The sequence below is a fragment of the Barnesiella sp. An22 genome (assembly GCF_002159975.1).
Taxonomy (GTDB): domain Bacteria; phylum Bacteroidota; class Bacteroidia; order Bacteroidales; family Barnesiellaceae; genus Barnesiella; species Barnesiella merdigallinarum.
The window spans coordinates 42,417-68,257 of record NZ_NFJR01000001.1 but is presented as its reverse complement, the minus strand read 5'-3'; the positions used below and the strand labels follow the sequence as shown (position 1 = coordinate 68,257).

At 53.2% G+C, this 25,841-nt stretch carries 20 protein-coding genes; 11 read left to right on the top strand and 9 right to left on the bottom strand.

The annotated features are described in order from the left end of the window. Positions 1-73 precede the first annotated feature (73 nt). The 4 genes from B5F38_RS00300 to mutA form a co-directional block, all read right to left on the bottom strand. Positions 74-2,677 (bottom strand): M6 family metalloprotease domain-containing protein, encoded by a 2,604-nt coding sequence (locus B5F38_RS00300; protein ID WP_087407324.1) that lies wholly within the window; start codon positions 2,675-2,677, stop codon positions 74-76. A 111-nt stretch (positions 2,678-2,788) separates the two neighbouring features. Beyond that, positions 2,789-5,233 (bottom strand): phosphodiester glycosidase family protein, encoded by a 2,445-nt coding sequence (locus tag B5F38_RS00295; protein WP_143240869.1) that lies wholly within the window; start codon positions 5,231-5,233, stop codon positions 2,789-2,791. Positions 5,234-5,382: 149 nt separating this feature from the next. Continuing rightward, on the bottom strand, positions 5,383-7,518 hold the full coding sequence (scpA, locus tag B5F38_RS00290; RefSeq protein ID WP_087407322.1) for a methylmalonyl-CoA mutase: 2,136 nt from the start codon (positions 7,516-7,518) through the stop codon (positions 5,383-5,385). A gap of 42 nt (positions 7,519-7,560) precedes the next feature. After that, entirely contained in the window at positions 7,561-9,432 is a 1,872-nt protein-coding gene (mutA, locus tag B5F38_RS00285) for a methylmalonyl-CoA mutase small subunit (RefSeq protein WP_087407321.1), read from the bottom strand. Positions 9,433-9,747: 315 nt separating this feature from the next. Between mutA and B5F38_RS00280 the strand changes: the two genes are divergently transcribed. Beyond that, positions 9,748-10,209 carry a helix-turn-helix transcriptional regulator gene (locus B5F38_RS00280; protein WP_087407320.1) on the top strand — a complete coding sequence of 154 codons (462 nt, stop codon included), beginning with the start codon at positions 9,748-9,750 and terminating at the stop codon, positions 10,207-10,209. A gap of 54 nt (positions 10,210-10,263) precedes the next feature. Here the strand turns inward: B5F38_RS00280 and mtgA are convergent, their stop codons facing one another. From mtgA to B5F38_RS00260, 4 genes are all read right to left on the bottom strand, one after another. Beyond that, positions 10,264-10,950 carry a monofunctional biosynthetic peptidoglycan transglycosylase gene (gene mtgA, locus B5F38_RS00275; RefSeq protein WP_087407319.1) on the bottom strand — a complete coding sequence of 229 codons (687 nt, stop codon included), beginning with the start codon at positions 10,948-10,950 and terminating at the stop codon, positions 10,264-10,266. Between the two features lie 6 nt (positions 10,951-10,956). Next, positions 10,957-11,802, bottom strand: coding sequence for a 50S ribosomal protein L11 methyltransferase (prmA, locus tag B5F38_RS00270; RefSeq protein WP_087407318.1), 846 nt, complete (start codon positions 11,800-11,802; stop codon positions 10,957-10,959). A gap of 3 nt (positions 11,803-11,805) precedes the next feature. After that, the gene (locus B5F38_RS00265; RefSeq protein WP_162611663.1) at positions 11,806-12,561 is read right to left on the bottom strand and encodes a hypothetical protein; all 756 of its coding nucleotides are present in this window, start codon (positions 12,559-12,561) and stop codon (positions 11,806-11,808) included. A 256-nt stretch (positions 12,562-12,817) separates the two neighbouring features. Next, the gene (locus tag B5F38_RS00260; RefSeq protein ID WP_087407316.1) at positions 12,818-15,043 is read right to left on the bottom strand and encodes a tetratricopeptide repeat protein; all 2,226 of its coding nucleotides are present in this window, start codon (positions 15,041-15,043) and stop codon (positions 12,818-12,820) included. A 474-nt stretch (positions 15,044-15,517) separates the two neighbouring features. Here B5F38_RS00260 and B5F38_RS00255 point away from each other — a divergent pair, with 474 nt between their 5' ends. Further along, positions 15,518-16,015: a DUF4293 domain-containing protein gene (locus tag B5F38_RS00255; protein ID WP_087407315.1), complete on the top strand. Its 498-nt coding sequence runs from the start codon at positions 15,518-15,520 to the stop codon at positions 16,013-16,015. Here the strand turns inward: B5F38_RS00255 and uvrA are convergent. Then, entirely contained in the window at positions 16,012-18,801 is a 2,790-nt protein-coding gene (uvrA, locus tag B5F38_RS00250; RefSeq protein WP_087407314.1) for an excinuclease ABC subunit UvrA, read from the bottom strand. The genes B5F38_RS00255 and uvrA overlap by 4 nt on opposite strands. 204 nt (positions 18,802-19,005) lie before the next feature. Here uvrA and B5F38_RS00245 point away from each other — a divergent pair, with 204 nt between their 5' ends. The 9 genes from B5F38_RS00245 (at position 19,006) to B5F38_RS00205 (ending at position 25,783) form a co-directional block, all read left to right on the top strand. Next, positions 19,006-19,302 carry a hypothetical protein gene (locus tag B5F38_RS00245; RefSeq protein WP_143240866.1) on the top strand — a complete coding sequence of 99 codons (297 nt, stop codon included), beginning with the start codon at positions 19,006-19,008 and terminating at the stop codon, positions 19,300-19,302. After that, positions 19,289-19,492, top strand: coding sequence for a YtxH domain-containing protein (locus B5F38_RS00240; protein ID WP_087407312.1), 204 nt, complete (start codon positions 19,289-19,291; stop codon positions 19,490-19,492). The genes B5F38_RS00245 and B5F38_RS00240 overlap by 14 nt, the downstream gene beginning before the upstream one ends. 105 nt (positions 19,493-19,597) lie before the next feature. After that, a complete protein-coding gene (locus B5F38_RS00235; RefSeq protein ID WP_087407311.1) occupies positions 19,598-19,957 on the top strand; it encodes a phage holin family protein in 360 nt (119 codons plus the stop codon). A gap of 1 nt (position 19,958) precedes the next feature. Further along, positions 19,959-20,222: a hypothetical protein gene (locus B5F38_RS00230; protein WP_087407310.1), complete on the top strand. Its 264-nt coding sequence runs from the start codon at positions 19,959-19,961 to the stop codon at positions 20,220-20,222. Positions 20,223-20,409: 187 nt separating this feature from the next. Next, entirely contained in the window at positions 20,410-21,522 is a 1,113-nt protein-coding gene (locus B5F38_RS00225) for a TlpA disulfide reductase family protein (protein ID WP_087407309.1), read from the top strand. Between the two features lie 155 nt (positions 21,523-21,677). Continuing rightward, positions 21,678-22,127: a hypothetical protein gene (locus tag B5F38_RS00220; RefSeq protein ID WP_143240865.1), complete on the top strand. Its 450-nt coding sequence runs from the start codon at positions 21,678-21,680 to the stop codon at positions 22,125-22,127. A gap of 42 nt (positions 22,128-22,169) precedes the next feature. Further along, positions 22,170-24,374 carry a S8 family peptidase gene (locus tag B5F38_RS00215; RefSeq protein WP_087407307.1) on the top strand — a complete coding sequence of 735 codons (2,205 nt, stop codon included), beginning with the start codon at positions 22,170-22,172 and terminating at the stop codon, positions 24,372-24,374. A 114-nt stretch (positions 24,375-24,488) separates the two neighbouring features. Beyond that, entirely contained in the window at positions 24,489-24,905 is a 417-nt protein-coding gene (locus B5F38_RS14470) for a transposase (protein WP_087407306.1), read from the top strand. After that, on the top strand, positions 24,887-25,783 hold the full coding sequence (locus B5F38_RS00205; RefSeq protein ID WP_087407305.1) for an IS3 family transposase: 897 nt from the start codon (positions 24,887-24,889) through the stop codon (positions 25,781-25,783). Before B5F38_RS14470 ends, B5F38_RS00205 begins: the two co-directional genes overlap by 19 nt. Positions 25,784-25,841 lie beyond the last annotated feature (58 nt).

The window sequence follows — 25,841 nt, the reverse complement described above, 5'->3', positions numbered from 1 at the left end:
TAACCACAAAAAGAGAGAAGACCGAGGTCGTCGAACACAGACCCCGGTCTTCTTCATATAGAGACAATTCTTATCAGCGTACCATCACGCGGGTAGCCGCTGCACCGCAACGCACGATGTAAACCCCGGCTGCCGGTACCGGCACTACGGCCCGGCCGTTTACCTCGGTCGACGCAACCACCTGACCGGCCAGGTTGACAATCTCGACCGGTTGAGCAGATTCGCACTCAATCACGACACCACCCTCGGCGGCATAGATGCGGTGGTTGACCTCAAGAATATCGCAGATACCCGAACTCAAGTCGACCTTCACCACATTGGAGTAAGCCCCCTCTTCGTTCTCGGCCGTCACGGCCTTTACCTTATACGAATAGAGATAGCCCGGCTCGAGAGCGGTAAGCGTGTAGGAGGTCTCGGTAATTCCCGTTATCTCCAGGGGCCACTCGGCTGCAACCGCCGCCGGCTTGGCCATGGCTTCGGGCTGAACCTCGCCGCTGTACACCACGATATTGTCGATATAGGCCCGCTTCTTGCCGCTGTCGGCGGTCGACTCGAACACGATCTTGCTGCTGGCCGTGCCGCCGGTAAAGGTCAACGTATAGGTATTCATGGGGTCGAGCGGCAGCATCTCGGTGGTTTGGGCATGAGCCTCGTCGCCCTCGAGATAGACTTTCATCACCGTCTTCTCCTTATCGTTGTTGTAACGCGAAGCCGCAAATTGAACCGTGAAAGTCCCGCCGTTGGACGACAAGTCGATGGCCGGGGTACACAGGGCACCACCGTTCGACGAGTTGCCCATCTTCATCATACCCACCTCGGGATAGAGGTATTTGCCGCTCCAGCCCGAAGTCTGGAAATATTGGCCGTCTACGGTCTGGAAGGCATTGGTTCCGCCCAGGTTGGCCGTACCCGCAGTCGTACATTTGGCAAAATCTTCCGACAACAGAATCTCACCCCCGGCCGACGGCTGACGGCGGTCGACATAGAGGGTATAGCTGGCAGCCCCCTCGACCGGCGACCAGTTGGCCGTAAAGCCGGTAGCGGTTATGCCGGTAGCCTCGTTGGCTACGGGCGCATCGACAGGCGTGCCGCCCATGAAATCGAAGGTAATCACCCCGTCTGTCTGGGTAATGTTGGTTACCGGCTTACCCAGCAACAGCCCTGTATTGGTCACTGCCGCCGGTGTGCTCTGGTCGGTAAACGAGTTGTTATTCTTGTAGGGATAGAGGTCTCCCGTCTCGTCGTAGAAGCTACGATGGTTATCGGCCGGCATGATGGTCATGCGCTGGCGAGTAGGCTCGCAATTTATGATATTGTTATCCCAAATCATCCGGTCGTAATCGACCTTCAGAATCATCAAGCCCGAAGAGGCCATGTAGGTATCCCACCCCGTTTGCTGACGATTCTCGAGAGTGAAGTATTGATTTTGGTCGCTCGATACAATCTTGTAGGCTTTCTTGCTATCGGCCAGATTTTCGAGCGTGAGGGTAGCCGGCTCGGTCAGCTCTTCGATGGTGAGCCAGCCGCAAAATTCGCGTTCATACGCGGTATAGCCTACGGGTACAGAACCGTCGCTATGGCCGTCGCCGTTCATATCGGGACCGTTGTAGCAACCGTAATCCATCAGGCTCCACGAACTCATTCCATAGTTGGAACCGCTGGTATCGTAGAAGTCGGGCAAACCCAACGTGTGACTGTACTCGTGGCAGAACGAACCGATACCATCACGATAGGTCCCGGTATTACCCTGCAACTCGGCCGAACAGGCGTATGCGTCGAGCAGTTTGCCATCGACCGAAACCTCTTTCCCGGCACCCTGGTAGATATACCAGGCGTGGGGCCAGATGGTGTCGTCGAGCGAACCGGCGTTATCGTTGGCCGACTCGCCGTAACCGGCATAAATGACATAGACCAAATCGACAAAACCGTCGTTGTCGCGGTCGTAGATGGAAAAATCGACCGTCGACTCTACCTTGCGGCAAGCGTCGATAACCATCTCTTCGGGACGGCTGTCGTTACCCGTATACTTGTCGTTGCCCCCGTAGTAGGCCATCGTCTTGTCGAGCGTAATGGGGCCTACCACGTCGAAGGTGGGACGGAACTGTCCGCCCGACTGTGCGATGAAATAATCGCGTGCACTGCCTATGGCCCCTTGATAGTTGTACCCCTCTTTGTTCATCATCTCCTTGAAGTCTTCGAGGGTATTTGCCGCATTAAATTTCTGGTCGCTAAACTCGACCAGCAACACCAGACCATGTACATCGTCGCCCGTAGTGGCCTGCATGGCCCGGCGGGTAACCGAGCGCAGCTTCTGTTGCCGCTTCAACTGACGTTGGGCAACCATCCCTTGCGACACCTGCCGGGTGGCCAACTGCTCGAGATAGACCTTGTCCGAAGCCGTACGCAGGTGAGCATCGCGGGCTATCACTTGCCCGGCCACCACCGTACCGTCGGGGGTCAGTTCGGCATACCGATAAAAGCCATCGGCACCCCGAACGACCGGAATGCCATCGGCTGTCATTTGATAATGATAAAACTCATCGCCGACCACTCGAACGGTAACTACCGTCCCGTCGGGCTGGGTTACGGTCTCGGGGATAGACCTCGCCGGTAAGGCAAAAAGCGAGGATATCCCCAAAAAGGCACTCGCGCACAAAGTGATAAAGACTTTCTTCATATTATCAGGTTTAGAAAAGTGAGTAAATATACGAATAATATTTGAATAAAAAAGACAAGCGCCCCGACGATTGTGTCGAAGCGCCTGCACTTATGTGATTGTCGCGAGAGCTTACCACACCAGTTTTGCTACCCGAAAGCCGGTCTCAGTCTGTACACCAACCAGATAAACACCTCGAGAGAGTGTAGTCGGAAGCAACACCTCGCAGGTACCCGACGGCGAAACCGATGTCTCGAGCATAACCAGCCGACGCCCGTTCATGTCCGACAAGGTGACACTGGCACTCCCCTCGTATGTCGCAAGGCCTTCTATCATGAGGCTCCCGGGCGAACTCTTGAACACCGTAAGACCCGGCTCCCGAACGGGCGCCACAATGCCGTCGGTGGCTTCGTGCGGATAATAGGCCTTGAAATCGCGGAACGAAATCTTCCGGTCGGTCCCCTTCTGCTGGGTCGAGAGATAAATCTTGAGATTATCGAGCGTCACGGGGAAATCGCTCACGCCCCGGTCGGACAACGGTACTACATAGACCGAGTCGCTGTCGGCCTCGGGAGTAAGGGTATGTATCCACGAGCCGGTCGGGCAGGTAAACTCGCACGATATGGAGCTGATAATCGAATCCCAGTTTTTAATCTGCATCGATACCGAATCGGGCAAACCGAAGAAACGCATCGAGTGGTCAATCACGATATTGGGTGCCCGCCCCGTATTCAGGTCGAAGACGAGGGTATTGCCGTCGCTCCACCCGGCCGGTAGTATCGACGAATCGAAACGCATCTGGGCTACGGCCGAACTGGCGGTTACCGGCAGCGATGCAACGTCGGCAAAATCTTCGTGCACCATTTCGCCCGCCCCGATTTCGACCACCACGGGAAACTCGACGGTCGTACCTTCGTAGCTGCCTCGCAACATGGCCCGGCCGCTCTTCACGCCCTTGACAGCTCCTTCGACCACTTGGCAACAGTCGTCGCCGGTCACGCTCCACGTCAATATCTCGGGGTTCACCCGATAGGTCTCACCACTGGCTTCGGCCTCGAGTTCGATGGGATACTCCCGGATGTCGTCGATATAAAGACTGTCGATACAGAGGCGAGGCTCGCCGGTAGTGCCACTCATCGTTACCCGCATCTTGCAGGTCGAGTCGCCCCGGCGGGCCGTTATCGTACCCGACATGGCCACCGGCCCGGCACAGAACTCGCCACGGCTGTTGACATAGCCCAGCTCCTCGGGCTCGCACGAGAACTCGACCTCGCGGCAGTCGTCGTCGATGACGATACCGTAGCGGTTATGAGCCAGCAATCGCAGTGGTGTTACCCCCAGGGGGTGAGTCTTTATCGAGGGTTTAGAGAAGGAGAGGAACGAAAAGACAGGGTCGTCGGGAGCCAGCGAGATGCCCTGGAACGAGTCCATCACGGCACGCTCCTTGCCATCGGTGGGCGAATTGACCACCTGGTCGTATACCACCATCGTGGCCGATCCGCCACCGTCGAAGTTGACCACATTCCAAGCCCCCTGCTCTACCAGATAGTAGGCATCCTCGACCATCGAGCCCTTGTCGGCCGTGATGATGAAGAGCTTCTTGCCGTCTTTGGTGATTCCCACCAGCGTGCAGGGATAGTCCTGAAACTCACGCCCCGGAGTCACGAAGTCGTTATACTCCTTGTCATGCAGCTCGCCGTTCAAGATGACGCTGGGCCAACCGTGGAAGGCCTGCAGCACCTGCTGGGCCGGCGGAACCGACAGTCCCGAATTGGGAAAGGTGGTATTGACAAAACGCTGGTCGATCTGCACCACATCGCCTACCTGCACCCGACTCTCGAACTGGGTAGCGGCATCGTTGCGCATGAAGAGAATATGGCTCTTCCCGTCGGGCTGTATGGGGGTGTGGCCTATCGAGACCACCCGGCAAGGGGTAGGCTCACCGTTGATAATCCACTCGCCCTGCGGCTCCAGCTTGGCATAGAGTCCCTCGGTCGTAAGGGTGAGGCTGCTGTATGTATTGAAGAGAACACAATTCCGATAAGACTGTATCCCGTAGGCCGACTCGTTGACGTTGTCGATTTTGATTTCGGTCTGGTCCGGGCAAATGACCTTGGCCTCGTAGCAGGGCGGAAATACCTCGGCCACCTTGTCCTTGTTGATTGAGAGGACCGACCGTCCGTAATCGCCGTAATGGCTGATGATTTCGCCATTGCGCACGTTGATTCCCGCCGCCGTAGTCTGGCCGCTGTAATGGAACAAATCGTGGTTCACACCGAAGAAGGCCCGGTGACCTTCGTACGAATTGCTACGACACTGCGACGAGGTGGTCTCACGCGTGGCATCGGGAGTCTTCCCGTTCGACGGATATACCTCCACGGCATTATACTCGTCGTTCAGGTCGAGTGTAACCTGAAAGAGCTGGATAGGTTTCTGAGTAAACTCGATGTGGGTATACACCGCCCCCGGTCCTATGGGATAGTGTGCTATCGTGTCGGGGGTACCCCACTGGGGTTTCTCGGCTTGAGCGACTAAGCCGAGCGAAAGGCAGGCTGCCAGTGCAATGCTATTTTTCATATATATCAATTAAGCGGTTATTCCATGGTGTAAATTTGGTTATTTTTCGAATTACATACAATTATTTTATATTATTTTTTCAAATAAAAAAGCAAGGCACTCCCATTGCGGGTGCGCCTTGCCCTGAAACAATATCTTCTGCAAAAGAATTATTCGTCGAGAAGAATTTCGAGAATCTGACAAGCAGCCTTGGCTACCGAAGTACCGGGACCGAAGATAGCTGCCACACCGGCCTTGTAAAGGAAGTCGTAATCCTGGGGAGGAATTACACCACCGGCAATGACTACAATATCTTCACGACCCAGTTTCTTCAACTCCTCGATTACCTGCGGAATCAAAGTCTTGTGACCGGCAGCCAGTGAAGAGACGCCCAGCACATGCACGTCGTTCTCGACAGCCTGGCGAGCAGCCTCGGCCGGAGTCTGGAACAACGGGCCCATATCTACGTCGAAGCCACAGTCGGCATATCCCGTAGCTACCACCTTGGCACCACGGTCGTGACCATCCTGTCCCATCTTCGCAATCATGATACGCGGTTGACGGCCCTCTTTCTTGGCAAATTTTTCGCACAATTCCGTTGCCCGAACGAAATCGGCATCTTTTTTGGTTTCTGAAGAATACACGCCTGAAATAGTTCTGATTACTGCTTTATAACGACCTACCACTTTTTCGCAAGCGTAGGAGATTTCGCCCAACGTAGCGCGCACCTTGGCGGCTTTCACGGCCAGGTCGAGCAAGTTGCCCTGTTTGGTCTTCACGCACTCGGTAATGGCATCGAGGGCAGCTTGTACGGCCTCGTTGTCGCGGTGCGACTTCAGGTATTGCAAGCGCTCAATCTGCTCTTTACGCACGGCGGTGTTGTCCACCTCGAGGATGTCGATGGGAGCCTCTTTCTCGAGACGATATTTGTTCACACCCACGATAGTCTGTTTGCCCGAGTCGATACGAGCCTGTGTACGAGCGGCAGCCTCCTCGATACGGAGTTTGGGGATACCGGTCTCGATAGCCTTGGCCATACCGCCCAGCTTCTCGATTTCCTGAATGTGTTCCCAAGCCTTGTGAGCGAGCTCGTTGGTCAGAGCCTCTACATAGTACGAACCGGCCCACGGGTCGATTTCTTTGGTAATGTAGGTCTCTTCCTGAATATAAATCTGAGTATTACGGGCGATACGGGCCGAGAAGTCGGTAGGCAATGCGATGGCCTCGTCGAGGGCGTTGGTGTGCAACGACTGGGTGTGACCCAGAGCGGCGCCCATGGCCTCGATACAGGTACGGCCTACGTTGTTGAAGGGGTCTTGCTCGGTGAGCGACCAACCCGAAGTTTGCGAGTGCGTACGCAGAGCCAGCGATTTGGGGTTCTTGGGATTGAACTGTTTTACAATCTTGGCCCACAACATACGGGCGGCACGCATCTTGGCAATCTCCATGAAGAAGTTCATACCGATAGCCCAGAAGAACGACAAACGCGGTGCAAACGAGTCGATGTCCATACCGGCATTGATACCGGCGCGCAGGTACTCGAGACCGTCGGCCAACGTGTAGGCCAGCTCGATGTCGGCCGTGGCACCGGCCTCTTGCATGTGGTAACCCGAAATTGAAATCGAGTTGAACTTGGGCATGTATTGCGACGTGAACTCGAAGATATCGGCAATGATTCGCATCGAAAATTCGGGCGGATAGATATAGGTGTTACGCACCATGAACTCCTTGAGGATATCGTTCTGGATGGTACCGGCCATCTCTTCGAGTTTGGCACCCTGCTCCAGACCGGCGTTGATGTAGAAGGCCAGAATGGGCAACACGGCACCGTTCATGGTCATCGACACCGACATCTTGTTCAAGGGGATACCGTCGAAGAGCACCTTCATATCCTCGAGCGAGCAGATGGAAACACCGGCTTTACCTACGTCGCCTACTACACGCTCGTGATCGGCATCGTATCCGCGGTGTGTAGGGAGGTCGAATGCTACCGAAAGACCTTTCTGACCCGAAGCCAGGTTACGACGATAGAATGCGTTGGATTCTTCGGCGGTGGAGAAACCGGCATACTGACGGATAGTCCAGGGACGAATCGCATACATGCCGCTGTACGGGCCACGCAGGAAGGGCGGAATACCGGCTACGTAGTTGAGGTGTTCAAGACCCTCGAGGTCTTCTTTGGTATAAATGGGTTTTACGGGGATCTGTTCCGGGGTTATCCAGTTTTCACCCTCGCTGGCTACTTTCCCTGCCGAGTGAGCGAAAGCATCCTTTGTAATATCTATGTTCTTGAAATTAGGTCTCATAGTTTTCTGTTTTTCTTTGAGTGATACAAAATTGTACGACTTTTAAATCGAGAGTTTCTCGTTAAACGATCTCAACGTATCAAGCACGTTGGAACGTACGTGGATAAACTCGGTAATACCCTGAGCTTTCAAATCGTCCATACAAGCGGGGGCACCGGCTACGACGAAGAGCGCACGGCCGTCGAGCAGCTTGAAGGCTTCGGGGGCATATTGGGCATATTCGTCGTCGCTCGAGCAAAGTACCACTATATCGGCTTTAGCTTCGAGGGCGGCATCGATACCGGCTTGTACAGTTTCGAAACCGAGGTTGTCGATAATCTTGTATCCGGCACAAGCAAAGAAGTTGGCCGAGAATTGCGAACGGGCCAGACGCATGGCCAAGTTGCCGATGGTAAGCATGAATACCGACGGACGCTTGCCCGAGTGCTCGGTAGCCAGGCGCAAGGCTTCGAAATCGCTGGCGGCACGTTTGGTATTCAGTACCGGGAATTCGGGTTCGCAATGGTGCTCGCCTTCGTGTTTGCTGCAACCGCAGCCACAAGCCTCGCCTTTGGCAATCTTGTCGCCGGCTACCTCGTTGAAGTTGGGATATTGGTTGGTACCCAACAGAATCTCTTTGCGGCGAGCCACATTGGTGTGACGGGTCTCGGCCGAAGCGTTGACCTGATTTTGAACAAAGCCCTCTTTCACGGCTTTGTAGAAACCGCCCTTCTCCTCTACTTCGAGGAAGAGTTTCCAAGCCTGCTCGGCAATCGACACGGTGAGGGTCTCTACATAGTACGAGCCGGCTCCCGGGTCGGCAATGCGGTTGATATGCGACTCCTCCTTGAGCAACAGTTGCTGGTTGCGGGCGATACGCTCCGAAAATTCATCGGGCTCCTTGTAGGCTTTATCGAAGGGAGTGGTCGTAATCGAATCTACACCAGCCAAAGCAGCCGACATGGTCTCGGTTTGCGAGCGGAGCAGATTGACATAAGCATCGAATACGGTTTGGTTGAATTCCGAAGTCTGAGCATGAGCCTTCATCTTGCAGGCACAGTCGCAAGCGGGATTGTATTGTTTTACAATCTGAGCCCACAACATGCGGGCGGCACGGAACTTGGCCAACTCCATGAAGTAGTTGGACGAGATGCCGAAGTTGAATTTGATTCGATTGGCAACCTCATCGACCGAGAGACCTTTCTCGGTAAGAGCGGCCAACCATTCGTTACCCCAAGCCAGGGCGAAACCCAGCTCCTGCGAAATGAACGAACCGGCATTGTTCAGCATCACGGCATCGACAGCCAGCACTCTGAAGAGCGGCAACTCTTTCACGGCTTCGATTACGGCAACGGCCTCATCGGCATAGTCGGCAAAGTCGCGGCCTTTGGTCAACATGCGCTTAAACGGATTGAATCGGATAGAACCCGAAACTTTCGAAAGGTCGGCTCCACTCTTTTTCAAATAGGCGGCTACCGTTTCGGCAAGTTTCACTGTGCTTTTCATGCAAGAGGAGAAGTTCAACTCGACTTTCTCCAACTCGATACCATGCAGCAAAGTTTCCATATTCTCTACCGAAATCAAATCTTTCGGGAGCTCAAAGCCCAGCGACTCGACACCCTTCGTCAGGATGTCCAGAGCCTTGGCGTTGGCCTCTTTGACATCGGTCACTTTGATGTCCTGACGTACCAGCCAGTTGTTGTCGGTACGAGTGCCACGCACGTAAGGATATTCACCGGGAAGCGAATCGGTCGTGTGCAGGTTCGCAATGTCTTCGGCACGATACATGGGGTTTACGTTAAACCCTTCGTTTGTCCTCCATACGAGCTTTTTGTCAAAATCAGCTCCTTTCAGGTCGGCGATAACCTTGTCTTTCCATTCTTGTGTGGAGACCGGAGGGAACTGGTCAAACAGTTTTTCTTTACTTTCTGCCATAGTTGTTATTAGTTAAGTTGTTTAAGCCAAACTATTGGATTGGATTATTCACAAAATAGGCCCGGCACAAAATACTTGCACCAGACATCTGAGAACAAAAGTAGTACAAATAGTTTGAAATAAAGAATTTTTTCTGTAATTTTTATGAACGCCCCTACCTTTGGGACAAACCGGCTTCGTATTGCGGTCTCACCCCCTGGTTACCCGCCAGAACTACCGTCACCACGCAGTTGTCGATTTTTTTTGTATATTAGTAGAATACAAACCAACATAATAGGTTCGAATAGGATTTAACTGTTTACACTCCGTGTCCATATGAAAGAGGGTAAGAAACTTGTTTATACTGGAGATCTGCTGCGAAAATTCTTGCACCAGAAAGGGATTACCTACAAAGAGGCCGCTAAAGAACTGGGGCTGGACAAGAATACCATAGGCAAAGCCGTAAGAGGTGGCAACATGAACATCAATGTATTGCTCACCATTGCCAATCATTGGAATCTACCCATCACCGATTTCTTTACTTTTATCAATTGCGACGAGAGCCGGGAGGCCTATTTTATTAGTCCTAACCAGTATGTCTTCGACGAGGGGAACGGGGCTGCAACCGCCGACGAACCCCTTAAATTATATAAAAACATCACAAAATCAGTAAACAAAAAGAGTGCTATTTACGAATCGAAACAGCAAGAGATCGAACTGCTGCAAAACCTTATCAACAATTACCGGAAAAGAATCGAAATACTGCAACAAGAGTTGGAACAAAACCATTCCTATTAGCCCCCCCATCCAATCCACTTATAACTTGCAAAACGATTTTTGCTTCTACCGATTTTAGTGTGTAAAATCGACAGGTGCTATCTTCCCCATCAACGACACGATTTGTGCCTGCCGGCGCAACATATACCCCGACGGCGCAGCCGAATTGAACCGCCGCGGATTGGGCAACGTAGCGGCAATCAGTGCACATTGCGACCGAGTGAGCCGAGCAGCCGTTTTGTGGAAATGCTGCTGCGCGACCGCCTCTACCCCATAAATGCCCTTGCCGGTCTCTATGGAGTTGAGATAGACTTCCATGATACGCTCCTTCCCCCAGAAGAGCTCGATAAGTACGGTGAAATAAGCTTCAAACCCTTTGCGCACATAGGAGTGACCGGGCCAGAGGAACACATTCTTGGCTGTCTGCTGCGTGATGGTGCTGGCTCCCCGCGGACGCTTGCGGTGCTTGTTCTCCTCGATAACTTTTCGCAGCTCCTCGAAGTCGAATCCGTGATGGGTCATAAAGCGATTGTCTTCCGAGGCAATCACCGCCATGGGCATATAGCGCGACATCTTCTCGATAGGTACCCACCGGTGGTGCCACTCGACCTTCTTCCCATCGACCAGTTGCTCGACCGTGCGGATAACCATCAAAGGGGTTACATACACGGGGACAAACCGATACAGCAGCACGACAATGATGGTCGAGAGAAAGAAAAACAACACAAGCCGTTTTGTCCAACGCCAAATCTTACGCATCATCGCTCGTCAATCTTTCACACATTCGACCCGGGCCCACCGGTTTTTCTCGGCATGACCTGCAAACCGCAGCCCCAGACGCTCGGCCTCGGACCGGATGGCCGGAATATCTTCAACATAAAATCCACTCATAAAGAGATGCGACCCACTCTTCATTCGTTCTGCATAGGCATGCATGTCGGACAGCAGAATGTTGCGGTTGATGTTGGCAAAGATAAAGTCGAAGGTCTCTTGCTTCAGTACCTCGATACCACCCAGACGCACCTCGATGTCGGGCTCTCCGTTCAAGCGCACATTCTCCTGGGCATTTTCAGTGGCAAACTCGTCGATGTCGACAGCGACCACCGGCGAAGCCCCCTTCATGCCGGCCAGGATAGCCAACACGGCGGTTCCACACCCCATATCGAGCACCGAGCAACCGGTAAAGTCGGTAGCCAATATGGCCTGCAACATGAGGGTCGTAGTCTCGTGATGCCCCGTGCCGAATGCCATTTTCGGGTCGATGAGCACATCGTAGCGAGCCTGGGGCACATCTTTGTGAAAAGTGCTGTGTATCACACACTCGTCGCCCACGACAATGGGTTTGAAGTAGTGTTTCTCCCACTCTTCGTTCCAGTCTTGACCCGGCACAAAGGTTGTCTGCCGAGTCACCTTTACCCCCTCGAGCGGGAACTGGGCCAGCACCGCTTCGAGCTGTGGCTCGTCGTAGGTACCCTGCGGAACAAAAGCCGTCACACCCGTCTCGTCGGGAACAAAACTCTCGTAACCAATCTCGCCCAACATGGCGGCCAGCACATCGGTAGCCACCTCGCTACACGGCTCTACCTCGAGCCGCACCTGCATATAATCGTTCATAGCCTATTTTTTCTCCCGCATAGCTTTCTGTGCACGCGGATAGAGGACATCGCGCACAAAGGCATAATTGGGGTATTTGTTCATGATGTTCTTATACATGGCCAACGCCTGCTCGTAATGTTCGTTCTTCTCGTTGACGACACCGATAGTCACCAGCAGTTGCACATAGAGCCAGTTGTGAGAGTTGGCCGAGAGATTCTTCTCCATCCCCTGGCGGGCGTGCTGATAGCAACTCAACCCCTGCGCCTTGTCGCCACCAAACATGCCCGGCATATAAAAAAGAATATTACCGTATAATATGGAGACCCAACTGTCGTCGGGAGCCATCTTGTAGGCCTCACGGGCCGACGATAACATATCGGAAGCCAAAGTGGTAGCCTTCAAGGGCGAAAGCGCTATCTTAAGGCCCAGCAGATTGGCATACAATGCCTTGAAACGGGCATCGTGCGGGTAGAGTTTCTGATACTTCTCGGCCAGAGCCAAGGCCGTTTTCAGATTCGATTGGGCTTCGGTCTTGCGTTTCTTGTCGACCAGATGGCCTACCAGACCGTAATATCCGCACAAGATTTCGTGCCGCCCGTCAAGGGTCTCGCACGATTTGTCGGCACTCATTTGCGACAACACCCCACTCCACTGCGGAATCTTCTGCTCGATAAACAGGTTGTACAATTTTTCACGATAGTCGGTGAGCGACGCTCCCCACATGGGCAGATGCGAAAGGGCAGCCCAGAAAAGCAACAAACATACAATTCGTTTCATATCCATTTATTCTCTTCTGTACAAGGGCGCAAAGATAGTAAAAGGTGAGAGCAGAGACAAAAAGAAAACAAAGTTTTCATCTTTTGGCTATGCCGAACCGCCCCTATCTTATTCAAAGATAGGAAAAGGTGAGAGCAGAGACAAATGAAAACGGACTTTTCACACTCCATCTTCTCTCAAGCTATACATCAAAAAGAGAATACTCTACAATCTGAGATACCGGCAGCATTCCCCAGCTCTTTCTACCCGACAACCTTTAATGGGTATCGGTAATGCCATACATCAGCTGGTCGAGCAAAATGGGTATATCACTCGCGGCAATGCCCGAGGCTACGAGATCGGGCACATCCTGCTTGAAGTTGGCCATAAACTTGGCGGTATCGCCCCCGTCGAGCTCGATGCTGCGGCGATAGTAATCGATGGCCTGCCGGATATGACCCAGCGAAAACTCCACATGCCCGGCATTGAGATAGTCGAGTGCCGTGGGCTTCCCGGCCAGAATCTTCTCGTAATAGCGGCGCGCCTGATCCTTCTTCCCCACCAGGAACGAGCACCAGGCAATGGGTTGCCAGGCCTTCCCGCCGTCGGGGTCGAGATAGTCGACCTTGAAGTAATACTTCAGAGCCTCCTCATAATCTTTCTGCTCGACATAGCAATGGCCTATGTTCATCTGCACCGACAGATTGTCGGGCTGTATCTTTTCGGCCCGATGGTAATACGAGAGGGCCATCTCGGGCTTCTTCAGATTACGGTAGCAGGTAGCAATGCGCCGGATGGTCCAGAAGTTGTCGGGGGCGATAATCTCGGCCTTGAGGAAGGCCTCGAGCGCCTCGGCATAGTCGCCCTGCTTCTGGTAGCAGAACCCTATCTTCTGGTATATCTCGGCATCGGAGTGATAGGTAGCCGAGAGCCGTTCGAAGAGTTCGAGCGCATCGTCGTAATACCCGCGACGGAAATAATATTCGCCGATGAGCCGCAGGCTCTCCTGCCCGCTCAACAGCGACTCGAGCGTAGAGACATGCAGCAGGTTGATGTGTCCGGCAAAGGGGTCGGTAAACTCCGACCGACGGATATAGAGTTTGAAGAAGCGATACAAATCCTGAATGTACCGGTTCGAGATATTCTCGCGACTCAGTTCCTTCTTCATCAGCTCCTGGTTGGCCATCTCCTGCACGGCGGCGTTCTCGGCCCCAAACTGCCCCATCATCAACTGACGTTGCGACTCGGGCACTTGCGACAGACTGAGGCAGAACGAATACTTGTCGGAGTTGCACAAGAGCGACGAAGCCGAAAGCATCTTCTTGAACATGGCGCCCCCCTGCCCCTCGAGCAGACCCGAGAGAGCCGTGTGGTCGGGATTGAAGGGCATGAACCAGTTTTGTATCGACTGGAAGAAGGGGAAGCTCTTCAAATGCGAGAAGGTGCTCATAAAGACATCGGCCCCCTCCATCTGCAGGTCGGTCAACTCTTTCAGTTTGTCGGCAATGCCCGTCTTGTCGAGCATATCCTGCCACTCGGGATTCTCCTCGAGCGCATTGATGTCGTTCATCAAGTCCTCCTGTTTGATTTTCTTATAGAGCGACGGGCCCAATTTCATCATCTCGGGGAGCAGCTCCTCGGTCATCTTGCGGGTAATCTTCTCGGTCTCCTGGGTTTTAATCAGTTGCAGAAAGACCGTGCGCACGTCGTTCTTGAAACGAGGCTCCTCGCTCAAGGCGTCGATGCGATGCTGCACACTCGGAAAGAGCGGCAACCGCTCGCGATAGATATACATCACCATGAGGGCGGCACAGAGTGAACGCAACTGTATCTCGGGCGAGATGTGCCGATAACCGTCGAGGAGAAGAAGCAGTTTCTCCTCGTCGAACCGATGCAGCAGATTCAGCAACAGGGCCGAAATCAGCAGCGACACCAGGTCGTCGGGGAAACGATTGGCATAAAGCGCCTCGCGCAAGGTGGAATAATCCTCCTCTCGTGCCGGATAGTTGGTCCACACATCCATAAAGAGCGTGCCGGCTTCATCCTCGACCCGATGCTTCAACGATTTGATTTTGGCGGCATCGCGTTCCTGCTCGCTCAGCAGCGAGGCCAGCGACAGGTCGTTGAGCGCCTGGTCACATCGGTCGCACTGCGAGGCCAGAGTCTCGTTGGCCCTACTGGCTTTCACATAGCGGCGCCAACCGTAATACTGGGACGGAGAGACCCGGGCAACCAGTTCGTCGGACACGCGGTCGGTGAGCATATAGGCCGACACCACCAGGTGGTCGTAGATACGTTTGCGCTCAGGATCTTCCACTCCGTCGAGCATGTACTGTATCATATACTTGTACGACATCTCCATCTCGTTGAGTTTGTCACGGCTGATCCAATCTTGCAATTCGTTCACCAGAACGGCCAGCTTGCCAAAGGCATCCTTCAAACGGCGCTCGGCCAACAGTCCATATATTTCGTGTCGCTGTTTTTCAATCTCGGTCGTAATCATCTGTTCTATTCTAAATCCGTAGTAAAATTAAGGAGCTTTCTCCAATATAACAAACTTAACTTGCAAATAGTGTGCCGGGAAAAATCATTTTCCTATTGCCCTTACCTTGCGGCACATACCCGCATGCTCGAATACACTTTCCTCCTTAAAGAGAGTTATCTGCAAAATCTCAATCTTTCAAAATTTGTTTCTACAATGGCTTTACACTATCTTTGTAGAAGATAAGATATGGTTCAGCATAAAGTTCAAGTAAACTTGACTTTCTGCGTTCACCTTTTTTTATCTTTGGATAAGATAGGAGTCGGTTCGGCATAGACAAATGTTGAAAACTTCGTTTTCCATTTGCCTCTGCGCTCACCTTTCATTATCTTTGCATAAAGATAGAGAAAGTCGGAAACCGAAAAACGAGCTCGCTTGATTTTCATACCGAGACGCATCCTGTCTTCTACAAATAACAAAACATATAAACAAGCTATGATACAACGTATTCAAACTATTTACCTGCTGCTGGCCGCCGCCCTGATGGCCACGTTCCTTTTCTGTCCCATCGCTCAGTTCGATACCCCCGACGGACTTTACAGCTTCACCTCGCAAGGGGTATCTACCGTAATGGCCGAACCGGCTACGGACGGGTCCGAAGCTACAATTGCCCAAACCTCGGTATTCACGGCCACGTGGGGTGTATTGGCATTGGGTGCTGTCATTACCGTACTGTCGCTCGTCGCCATCTTCCTGTACAAGAACCGGCCCAACCAGGCTCGCGTCTGCATGATCAACGCCTTCTTTATGGTGACCTTCTACATCATCATTTTCTTGAGCGGTTACACCTTCCAGAACGACCTTGCCGCTACGCACACGTCGTGGTCGGCCTATCTTGTGATGCCGTTCGTAGCACTCGTGCTCGACATTCTGGCCTATCGCGCCATCAACAAAGACGAGCAACTGGTGCGCAGCATGGACCGCATCCGCTAAAGCGCCAACTTCTCTTTCAGGAATCTGCCCGTATAGGAGGCCTCGCAACGGGCCACCTCTTCGGGTGTGCCTGTACATACCACGTAGCCACCGGCCTTGCCCCCTTCGGGGCCCAGGTCGATAATGTGGTCGGCACACTTGATGACGTCCATGTTGTGCTCGATAATCACCACGGTGTGCCCCCGCTCAATCAGTTGGTTGAACGACTTCAGCAGCGTGTTGATGTCGTGGAAATGGAGCCCCGTAGTGGGCTCGTCGAAGATGAAGAGCGTGGGCTCCTGCCGTTCGTTGCTGAGGAAGAAAGCCAACTTCACACGCTGGTTCTCACCGCCCGAGAGGGTCGATGACGATTGCCCCAGCTTGATATACCCCAGCCCCACATCCTGCAACGGTTTCAGCCGTTTGACGATACGCTTCTCCTGACTGCCGTCGACCTCGGAGAAGAACTCGATGGCCTGGTTGATGGTCATGTCGAGCACATCGCTTATGTTTTTGCCCCGATACTCGATTTCAAGTACATCTTGTTTATAGCGTTTGCCATGGCAAGCCTCGCACTCCAGCACGATGTCGGCCATGAACTGCATCTCGACCGTGATGGTACCCTCGCCCTTGCACTCTTCGCAGCGGCCACCCTCGGAGTTGAACGAGAAGTACGACGGCGAAAAGCCCATCTGCTTAGCCCCCTGCTGGTCGGCAAAGAGCTTGCGTATCTCGTCGAACGCCTTCAAATAGGTGGCGGGATTGGAACGGGTCGATTTGCCGATAGGATTCTGGTCGACAAACTCAACCGCCTTGATGCGGTCCATATCGCCCGTGAAGCGGGAGTAGGTTCCCGGCATCTCGCCCCCCTCGCCATAATAGCGCAAGAGTCCACGATAGAATACATCGCGCACGAGCGACGACTTGCCCGAGCCGCTCACGCCGGTAACCACGGTCATTACATGGAGCGGGAACCGCACATTGACCGACTTCAGGTTGTTCTGGGCAGCCCCTTCGACCTCGATATACTGGTTCCACTTGCGACGTACGGCCGGTACCTCTATCTTGCACTCGCCCGTCAGGTAGCGCATGGTGTAGCTGCGGGTCGCCTTGGGCAGACGCGAAAGGTCGCCCTGATAGACCACCTCGCCGCCCAACCGACCGGCCAACGGACCGATGTCGATAATGTAGTCGGCCGCCCGGATAATCTCCTCGTCGTGTTCGACCACAACCACCGTGTTGCCCAGCTCCTGCAACTCGCGGAGCACCTTGATGAGCAGGTGCGTGTCGCGCGAATGGAGGCCGATGCTGGGCTCGTCGAGGATATAGAGCGAGCCTACCAGACTGCTGCCCAGCGAAGTAGCCAGATTGATGCGTTGGCTTTCACCACCCGAGAGAGTCGACGACAACCGATTGAGAGTGAGGTAGTCGAGCCCCACCTCCTGCAAGAAACGGATACGGTTCTTGATTTCGGTGAGCAATCGCTTGGCAATAGCCGTGTCGTGCTCGTCGAGCTGCAGGTTGTCGAAGAAGGCTTTCAGTTCGCCTACCGGCAGATTCACCAGCTCGGTAATGGAGCGGCCACCCACCTTCACATATTCGGCCTCGGGTTTCAACCGGCTGCCCTTGCACACCGGACAGATGGTTTTGCCCCGATAGCGGGCGAGCATCACCCGGTATTGTATCTTGTACTGATTGGCCTCGAGCATGGCAAAGAAACCGTCGATGCCCTCGAAGTCGCCCGAGCCGTGCCACAATATATCTTTCTCGCGATCGGTCAGTTTGTAGTAGGGCCGATGTATCGGGAAGTGCAACGAATCGGCCCGACGGATAAGGTCGTTTTTCCACTCGCTCATCTTCTCGCCCCGCCAGCACATCACCGCATCGTCGTAGACCGAGAGGGTCTTGTTGGGCACCACCAGATCTTCGTCGATACCGATTACCCGCCCGAAGCCTTCGCACTCGGGACAAGCGCCCACGGGGTTGTTGAAGTTGAACATCAGGTCGCTCGGCTCGTTGAAGGTGATGCCGTCGGCCTCGAACCGTTTCGAAAAATGGAACTCTTTCACCCCTTCGGCCGTGTGCATCTGTACGACGCACTCCCCACCCCCTTCGAAGAAGGCGGTCTCGACCGAGTCGGCCAGTCGGCTCACGGTATCGTTCTCGTGCGACACGCTCAAGCGGTCGATTACCAGGCGCACCTTCGACGCATCGGGCAGCGTATCGCCGGCCAGCAAATCTTCTATCGCCACGAAGCGGCCCTCGACCTCGACACGCGGAAAACCCTCCTTCTGCCATATCTGCAACTGGGTTTTCAGGTCGCGCCCCTCGGGGAGAATCAGGTTGGTAAGCAAGGCAAAGCGGGTACCGTCGGGGAAACCGAGGGCACAGTTCACCACATCGTCGACCTGGTGCTTCTTGACCAGTTCGCCCGAGATGGGCGAATAGGTCTTGCCGATGCGGGCATAGAGCAACCGCAGGTAGTCGTATATCTCGGTCGAGGTGCCCACCGTCGAGCGCGGATTGCGGGTGTTGACCTTCTGCTCGATAGCGATGGCTGGCGGTATGCCCTTGATGTAGTCACACTCGGGCTTGCTCATCCGACCCAGAAACTGGCGGGCGTAGGCCGAGAGACTCTCGACATAGCGCCGCTGCCCCTCGGCATAGAGCGTATCGAACGCCAGCGACGACTTGCCCGAGCCCGACAGGCCCGTAATGACGATAAAGCGGTTGCGAGGTATCTCTATATCGATATTCTTCAGATTGTTGACGCGTGCCCCTTTGATAAAGATTGACTGTTCAGACATAGTTCCCGGAAATAACTTTTGGTTCCTTTGTTGCTTTTTCGACATGCCTCCCGATGCGTTGCCCCATGAGGTCGCGCCCGGCCCGGCAAAGTGAGTGCAAAGATAGTGAAAGGCGAGAGCAAAAAAGCCAAACTTGTTTGAGTTTTTTTGCCGAGCCACATCCTATCTTCTGGAAAGATAGTGAAAGGCGAGAGACAAGCAAAGATGCTTGCACAATTTGCTTGGCCGAGCCGCATCCTATCTTCTGGAAAGATAGTGAAAGGCGAGAGACAAGCAAAGATGCTTGCACAATTTGCTTGGCCGAGCCGTATCGTATCTTCGCATCAAGCAAAGATACGAACTTTCGCCATTCGTGATTCGGCCCGCTTCTATCCTTTATACTTTTTTGTAAAACAATTCATAAAAGCGAAAATCTTTGGCGCGCAGACTAACAAAAATCCAAATACTTTGTTATCTTTGTATAGTCACATTAAAAACGATAAAGATTATGAAAGGTCTTAATTTACTGTTTGCATTCCTCGGCGGAGCCGCCGTGGGTGCTGTGGCCGGCATCTTGTTTGCCCCCGAAAAGGGCTCGGACATGAGAGCTCGCATCTGTAAAATGCTTCACGACAAGGGTATCCACCTGAAGAAAGAAGAGATGGAGCAACTCGTCGACCAGATTGCCGAAGAAGTGAAAGGCGTAAAATAGACTGCGCCCGTTACCACAATGGGAATATCAAGACAGACCTTCGGTAGTCTTGATACTCTCATTGTGTATCTATACCTTATGTATCTCCTCTAACCCTGCTATATTATGCCCGATACCCCCGACAACTCATTCAAGCGACTATTCGACGAAGGTAAAAAATACCTCACCCTGCAAATCGACTATGCCAAACTGACGGCCACCGAAAAGATTTCGGTCATTCTGGGCATGTCGGTACTCTTTATCATCATTCTGGTTCTGGCCGTAGGGGCCGGCATATACCTGTCGTTTGCCCTGGTCTATCTGCTGGAACCGCTCGTGGGCATCGTGGGCAGCTATGCCCTGCTCGGTGCGCTGTTCCTGGTGCTCATTGCCATTGTAGTCATCTTCAAACGGCAACTCATCCTCGCCCCCATCACCCGATTCATTTCGCGCGTACTATTAGATAACGACAAAACTCCTCAATAACATGGATACACCGAAAACCCCATCCAAAGGTCTTACCCTCGAAGAGATTGCCGCTCGACGACAAGCCCTGAAAACGGCTATTGCCGAACAACGAAAGTGTGTCGACGAGGCTTATCGACAGGTCATCTCGCCCTTTACCGAAGCTCGATCAATTACCAAATACATCGGCAGCAACCTGCTCGGCGGTGTCACCCTGCTCGAGAGCGCCATGTGGGGATTCCGACTGGTATCACGAATATTCCGTCTGTTCAAACGGTTTCGCTAATCCTCCCTTATCTCCTTCGAGACCATTATGCACCAAGACTGGCCTCCACATACAATCCTCATCACCGAAACCCCTCGCCCCGACACCCCGCAGAAGTCGAGCCTGACCGATAATTGTTAATCCCCGACGTCGGCTAAACCTTGTTGATTATCTTCTGTTTATAGATAAACGGAAATATGAAACGACCATGAAATTAGTACGACTGATCGGATATATCGCCATCGGGGTAAGCCTGGCCAACTGCAACGGGAAATACGAAATAGAGGGACACACCCAACTGCTCCCCGACGGAACTACGCTCTTTCTGCAAAAGCTGACCGGACAACAATTCGAAATCATCGACAGCGCCGTAGTCCGAAACGGCGCCTTTACGTTCGAAGGAGACCAGACAGAACCAGCTATTGCCATACTGGTACCCCGCGACGAGCGGGCGTCACAATATCCCCCGCTGCTGCTCGCCCTCGAACCCGGCACCATCGAGGTGACATTCGACTCGGTCACCCACCTGTCGGGCACTCCGCTCAACGACCGGCTGCAAGTCTACGAGGAGCAACGTCAGACCTTCGACAGCCACATACAGGAGATTACCCGACTTTACCTGAAGGACTATCTCGCCGGACAACTCACCGACAGCACCTTCAACACCCTGAAACAGGCTTTCGAAAAAGAGCAGCAGGGGCTCGAACGGCTGACCCGCAAATACATCGCGGCCAATACCGACAACGTGACCTCGGTCTACCTGTTTCTGCAAAACAGCTTTCTCTTCTCGCCCGACGAGCAACGTAGCCTCATCGCCAATGCCGCCACCTCGTTCAAAAAGAATCCGGCCATCCAGAAGCTGTCGCACATGCTCTCGCGCCTGAAAAACGTGGCCCCCGACATGCCCTACACCGACCTGACCCTGCAAACGCCCGAGGGAACAATGGCCTCGCTCTCGCAATACGTAGGGCACGGCCGGTATGTGCTGCTCGACTTCTGGGCCTCGTGGTGTCCGCCCTGCCAGCGACAGACTCCCTATCTGAAACAGTTGTACAGCCGATACGGCAACGGACAACTCTCGATAGTGAGCATCTCGCTCGATACCGATCGCGAAGCCTGGCTCACCTATGTGCGCGAAAACCAGATGACGTGGCCGCAACTGGGCGACCCCAAGGGGTGGGACTCCGACGCCATCCTGTCGTATGTGATTCAAGGCATCCCCCACTTCGTCCTCATCGCCCCCGACGGCACCATCGTGGCCAATAACCCTTCGGAAGAGGAGCTGAATACTCTGCTGGCCTCCCGGCTGAAACGGCAATAAATGTAAAATTTGGTTCTTTTTCCCTTATCAGCCCTGCCAAATAGCTACTATTCTGTGTATAAAAATTTACAAGTGATAATATTTTTGTTGTAAAAATAATAGGAAGAGAAAAAAATTTCTATATTTGCCCGCCTAATGATAAAAAATTTATCACCATGTGGAGATTTATATGCACAGCGATGGCAATCATCGCCCTGGCAGGATGCCACACCAACAAGAATATGTCGAAGACTGAAAACACGGTCGTGACGACCGACTACACCCTGCCGCAGGAGTTACCCGTATCTGCATCGTTCCGTATGTTTTGGGAAGCCTGGCAAGCCGACCTCGCACAATCGGGCAAGACTATCGACGACTATACCCCCTCGTCGTTGCTGACACAACGCTTCTCCCTGCGCAACCAGAACGGCCAATACCTCGCCACCGGATTTCTGCACGCCGATGCCGAATTCGATGCCGACGCCCTCACCCAACTGGGCGGCTATTGCGTGAAGTACAACGAGACGATGTACAGTTTTGCCGTACCCTTGCGAAGCCTTACCCGCTTCGTTACCCTGCCGGGCATTACCTATATCGAGGCATCGTCGCCTGCACGTCCCCGATAACTAAACCTTTACGAATTATCTATTGTTTTAATAACTAAATCGATGAAAAAAGTATTACTATCAGTTTATCTCTTAGCGCTTGCCTGTCAATTTGGCGCAACCGCTGAAGAGAAGATGTCGCCATCGACTCAAAATTTTCTGCGCAGTTACGAATCGACCCCTACGATGCAACGCGCCAAACTGAAATCGACCTATGCCGTAGACCAGGAGAATAGCCAGACCATCGTCTCGGCATTCCTCCACCTTAACGATGAAAACGACCTCGAAGGCCTGGCCGACAACGGTGTAACCGTCAATGCCCAATACGGTACCATCCTCTCGATACGCATTCCGGCCGACAAACTCGAGGCGGTATCGCAACTGCCGTCGGTCGAGTATATCGAGATCGGACGTCCGGTACATAAACTCATGAACACGGTACGCAGCGCCGCCTTCGCCAATGTCGACGCCCTGCACGCCGGTACGGGCCTCACCCAGGCCTACACGGGTAAAGATGTCGTGGTGGGTATCATCGACGGCGGTTTCCAATACAACCACATCAACTTCTACGATACGGCCGGAGAAAACCTGCGCGTGAAGAGGGTATGGAACCAAAACGCTACGGGTACGCCTCCCTCGGGTTACTACTACGGTCGGGAATATACGACCTCCGAGTCGATCGTATCGGCCAAACAGGATATGGCCGACTGCCACGCCACTCACGTGGCCGGTATCGCAGCCGGAGCCTATCACGGCAACAGTTACTACGGCGTGGCTCCCGACGCCGACCTGGTGTTTGTAAGCTACAACCTCTACGATACCAGCAGCAGCAACACGAGCATCAGCGACGGTATCAAGTACATCTACGACTATGCCGAATCGGTAGGCAAACCGTGTGTTATCAACATGAGTCTCGGTTACCACATCGGGCCGCACGACGGAACCTCGACCTTCGACCGCATCTGCGACTCGCTGCAAGGCGAAGGCCGCTTGCTGGTAGGTGCCGCCGGTAACGAAGCCGAGACCAACATACACGTAAAAAAGACGCTGACTGCCGACGACTCTTCGATGAAAACGCTGGTCGACCTGGGTCAGAATCAAAATACGACCGTCGACATTTGGGGCGATGCCAACAAGACCTTATCGCTCAAAGTTATCGTTTACGATACCCGCAACCAGACAGAGGTCTATACCTCCACCGAATTTTCGACAGCGACCAGCACCAGCAAACGGATATCCAGCCCCACCGGTACCTACGGCGAAGTCTATGTCTCCACGGCTACCGACCCCAATAACCAGAAGGGCAACATTACAATCGATATGAACGTAATCCCGATGAGCAGCTATTACCATGTGGGCTTCGAGGTATCGGCAACCGAAGAGTGTACCGTCAATGCCTGGACCAACACGCCGTATACCGCGTTCTCCAACTTCGGGATAAGCGGATTTACCAACGGCGACAACGACTCCAGCATGGGCGAAATCGGTGGAACAGGCTCACGAATCATCTCGGTAGGTGCCTACACCAGCAGCAACTATATCGAACACAGAAACAGCTCGATGTACAACCAATCCTACCAGACGGTAGACCAACTGGCCACCTTCTCGAGCCACGGACCGACGGCCGACGGCCGTATGAAACCCGATATAGCCGCACCGGGTACAATGATCGTATCGTCGTATAACAGTTCGACCTGCAGCACCAGCCGCAGCGACTATTACGCAACCGTGGTAGGCCAATACAACGTAAACGGTACCAATTATTACTACGGTTCGATGGAGGGCACCTCGATGGCTGCACCGGTAGTAACGGGCGTATTGGCCACCTGGTTGCAGGCCCGGCCTACCCTCACCCCCGAGCAGGTGCGCGAAGTATTCGCCAAATCGGCCAAGACCGACAGCTACACGGGCAGCATTGCCGGTGTAGGCAACAACCAGTGGGGTTATGGCAAAATCGATGCCTACAACGGTCTGGTCTATTGCCTCAACGAATTCTCGGGTATTGAAGAGACCGGAGCTCCTACCCGCTCGATGGTCTATCCAAACCCGGCTGCAGAGAGCTGCTACTTCGTGTTGCCCAGCGACGACCAGCAGGTAACCGTAGCCCTCTACTCGCTCAACGGTGCCCAGGTGCTCAACCTTTATGCTGGCGATGTCGTGGCCGGCGAACAGAGGGCCGTATCGCTGAACGGTATTGCCCCGGGTATCTACCTCATGCGCATTACCAGCGAAAAGAACCAAATCACGACCAAACTGACCGTCAAGTAACCACAACCGACAGGTCTCACCCATACAGAGAGGGGGCGGAAAAAATTCCGCCCCCTCTCTTTTTTTATTACAGGTCTAGTCCTAAAATAGCGTTACAACAAAAAGAGCAACGAAATGGATAAGACAGGAAGAGAGTACATTAAGCGAACGCAAAAGGACTACAGCATGTCCTTTAAATTGGCGGTTGTTCAAGAGTATGAGAACACCGGAATAAGCCAGATGGCGCTCCAGCGCAAATATGGCATACAGGGCAACAACACACTGAAGCGCTGGATTGAAAAATACAGTAACTTTGACGTCTCGAACAAATCCCGCAAGCCAATGGAAAAGAGTAAGGACCAGGAGCTTCTAGAGCTGCGGCAAAAGGTGAGGCTGCTGGAACGCAAGAACGCCCGCCTGGAGAAGGAGCTGGAGCAGAAGGACATGAAGGCCGAGTTTTTCGATCTGATGATAGACATCGCCGAAAAGGAATACAACATCGACATAAGAAAAAACTCCTTTCCCGAACAGTCATGCGATACAGAGAGATGAAGTCCGTGAGTATAAGCGGAGTCTGCCGACTGCTCGGGATAAGCAGGCAGAAATATTACCGGCAGCAGTGGAGTATATGCAGGAGCCGACAGAAGGCTACGGAAGTCGTGGAGATGGTGCAGGACATCCGGCTGGAGATGCCTCGCATAGGCACCCGGAAGCTATATCACATCCTGCGGTCAGACCTGAGGGAAAGGCATGTCGGCCGCGACAGGCTCTTCGACATACTGCGTGCCAACCACATGCTCATAAAGCCCGTCCGCTCATATCATGTCACAACCAACTCGCATCACCGTTTCAGGAAGCACAAGAATCTTGTGGAGAATATGGAGGCGACACGCCCGGAGGAAATATGGGTGTCGGACATCACCTACATAGGCAACAGGAGCAGGCATATGTATCTCTCACTGGTGACGGACGCATATTCGAAGAAAATCATGGGATATTGCCTCTCCGGTTCATTGGACACGCAGGGGCCCCTGAACGCATTGAAAATGGCAAACAGGAACCGTCTGTATAAGGGAGATCCATTGATTCATCACTCGGACCGCGGCATACAATACTGCTCCGACGCATACCAGAAAATGCTGAGCCGGTATCGCATAACGCCCAGTATGACAGAATCCTATGACCCTTATTCCAATGCTGTGGCAGAGCGTGTGAACGGAATACTCAAGCAGGAGTTCCTGCTTGAGAAACTTGATCTGCCTTTACAGGACATGAGGTGCATCATAAAGGATGCTGTCTATAAGTATAACAATCTTAGGCCTCACTACTCCTGTGGATACAAAACGCCCGAGTATATGCATCATCAGAATCAGATCAAAATTAGAAATTACAGAAACAAACAGTCCAGCAAGACTCTTGCTGGACTGTGATAAATGATTTATTTTTGTCTAAAATAACTGTAACGGTTATTCAGGACTAGACAACAAG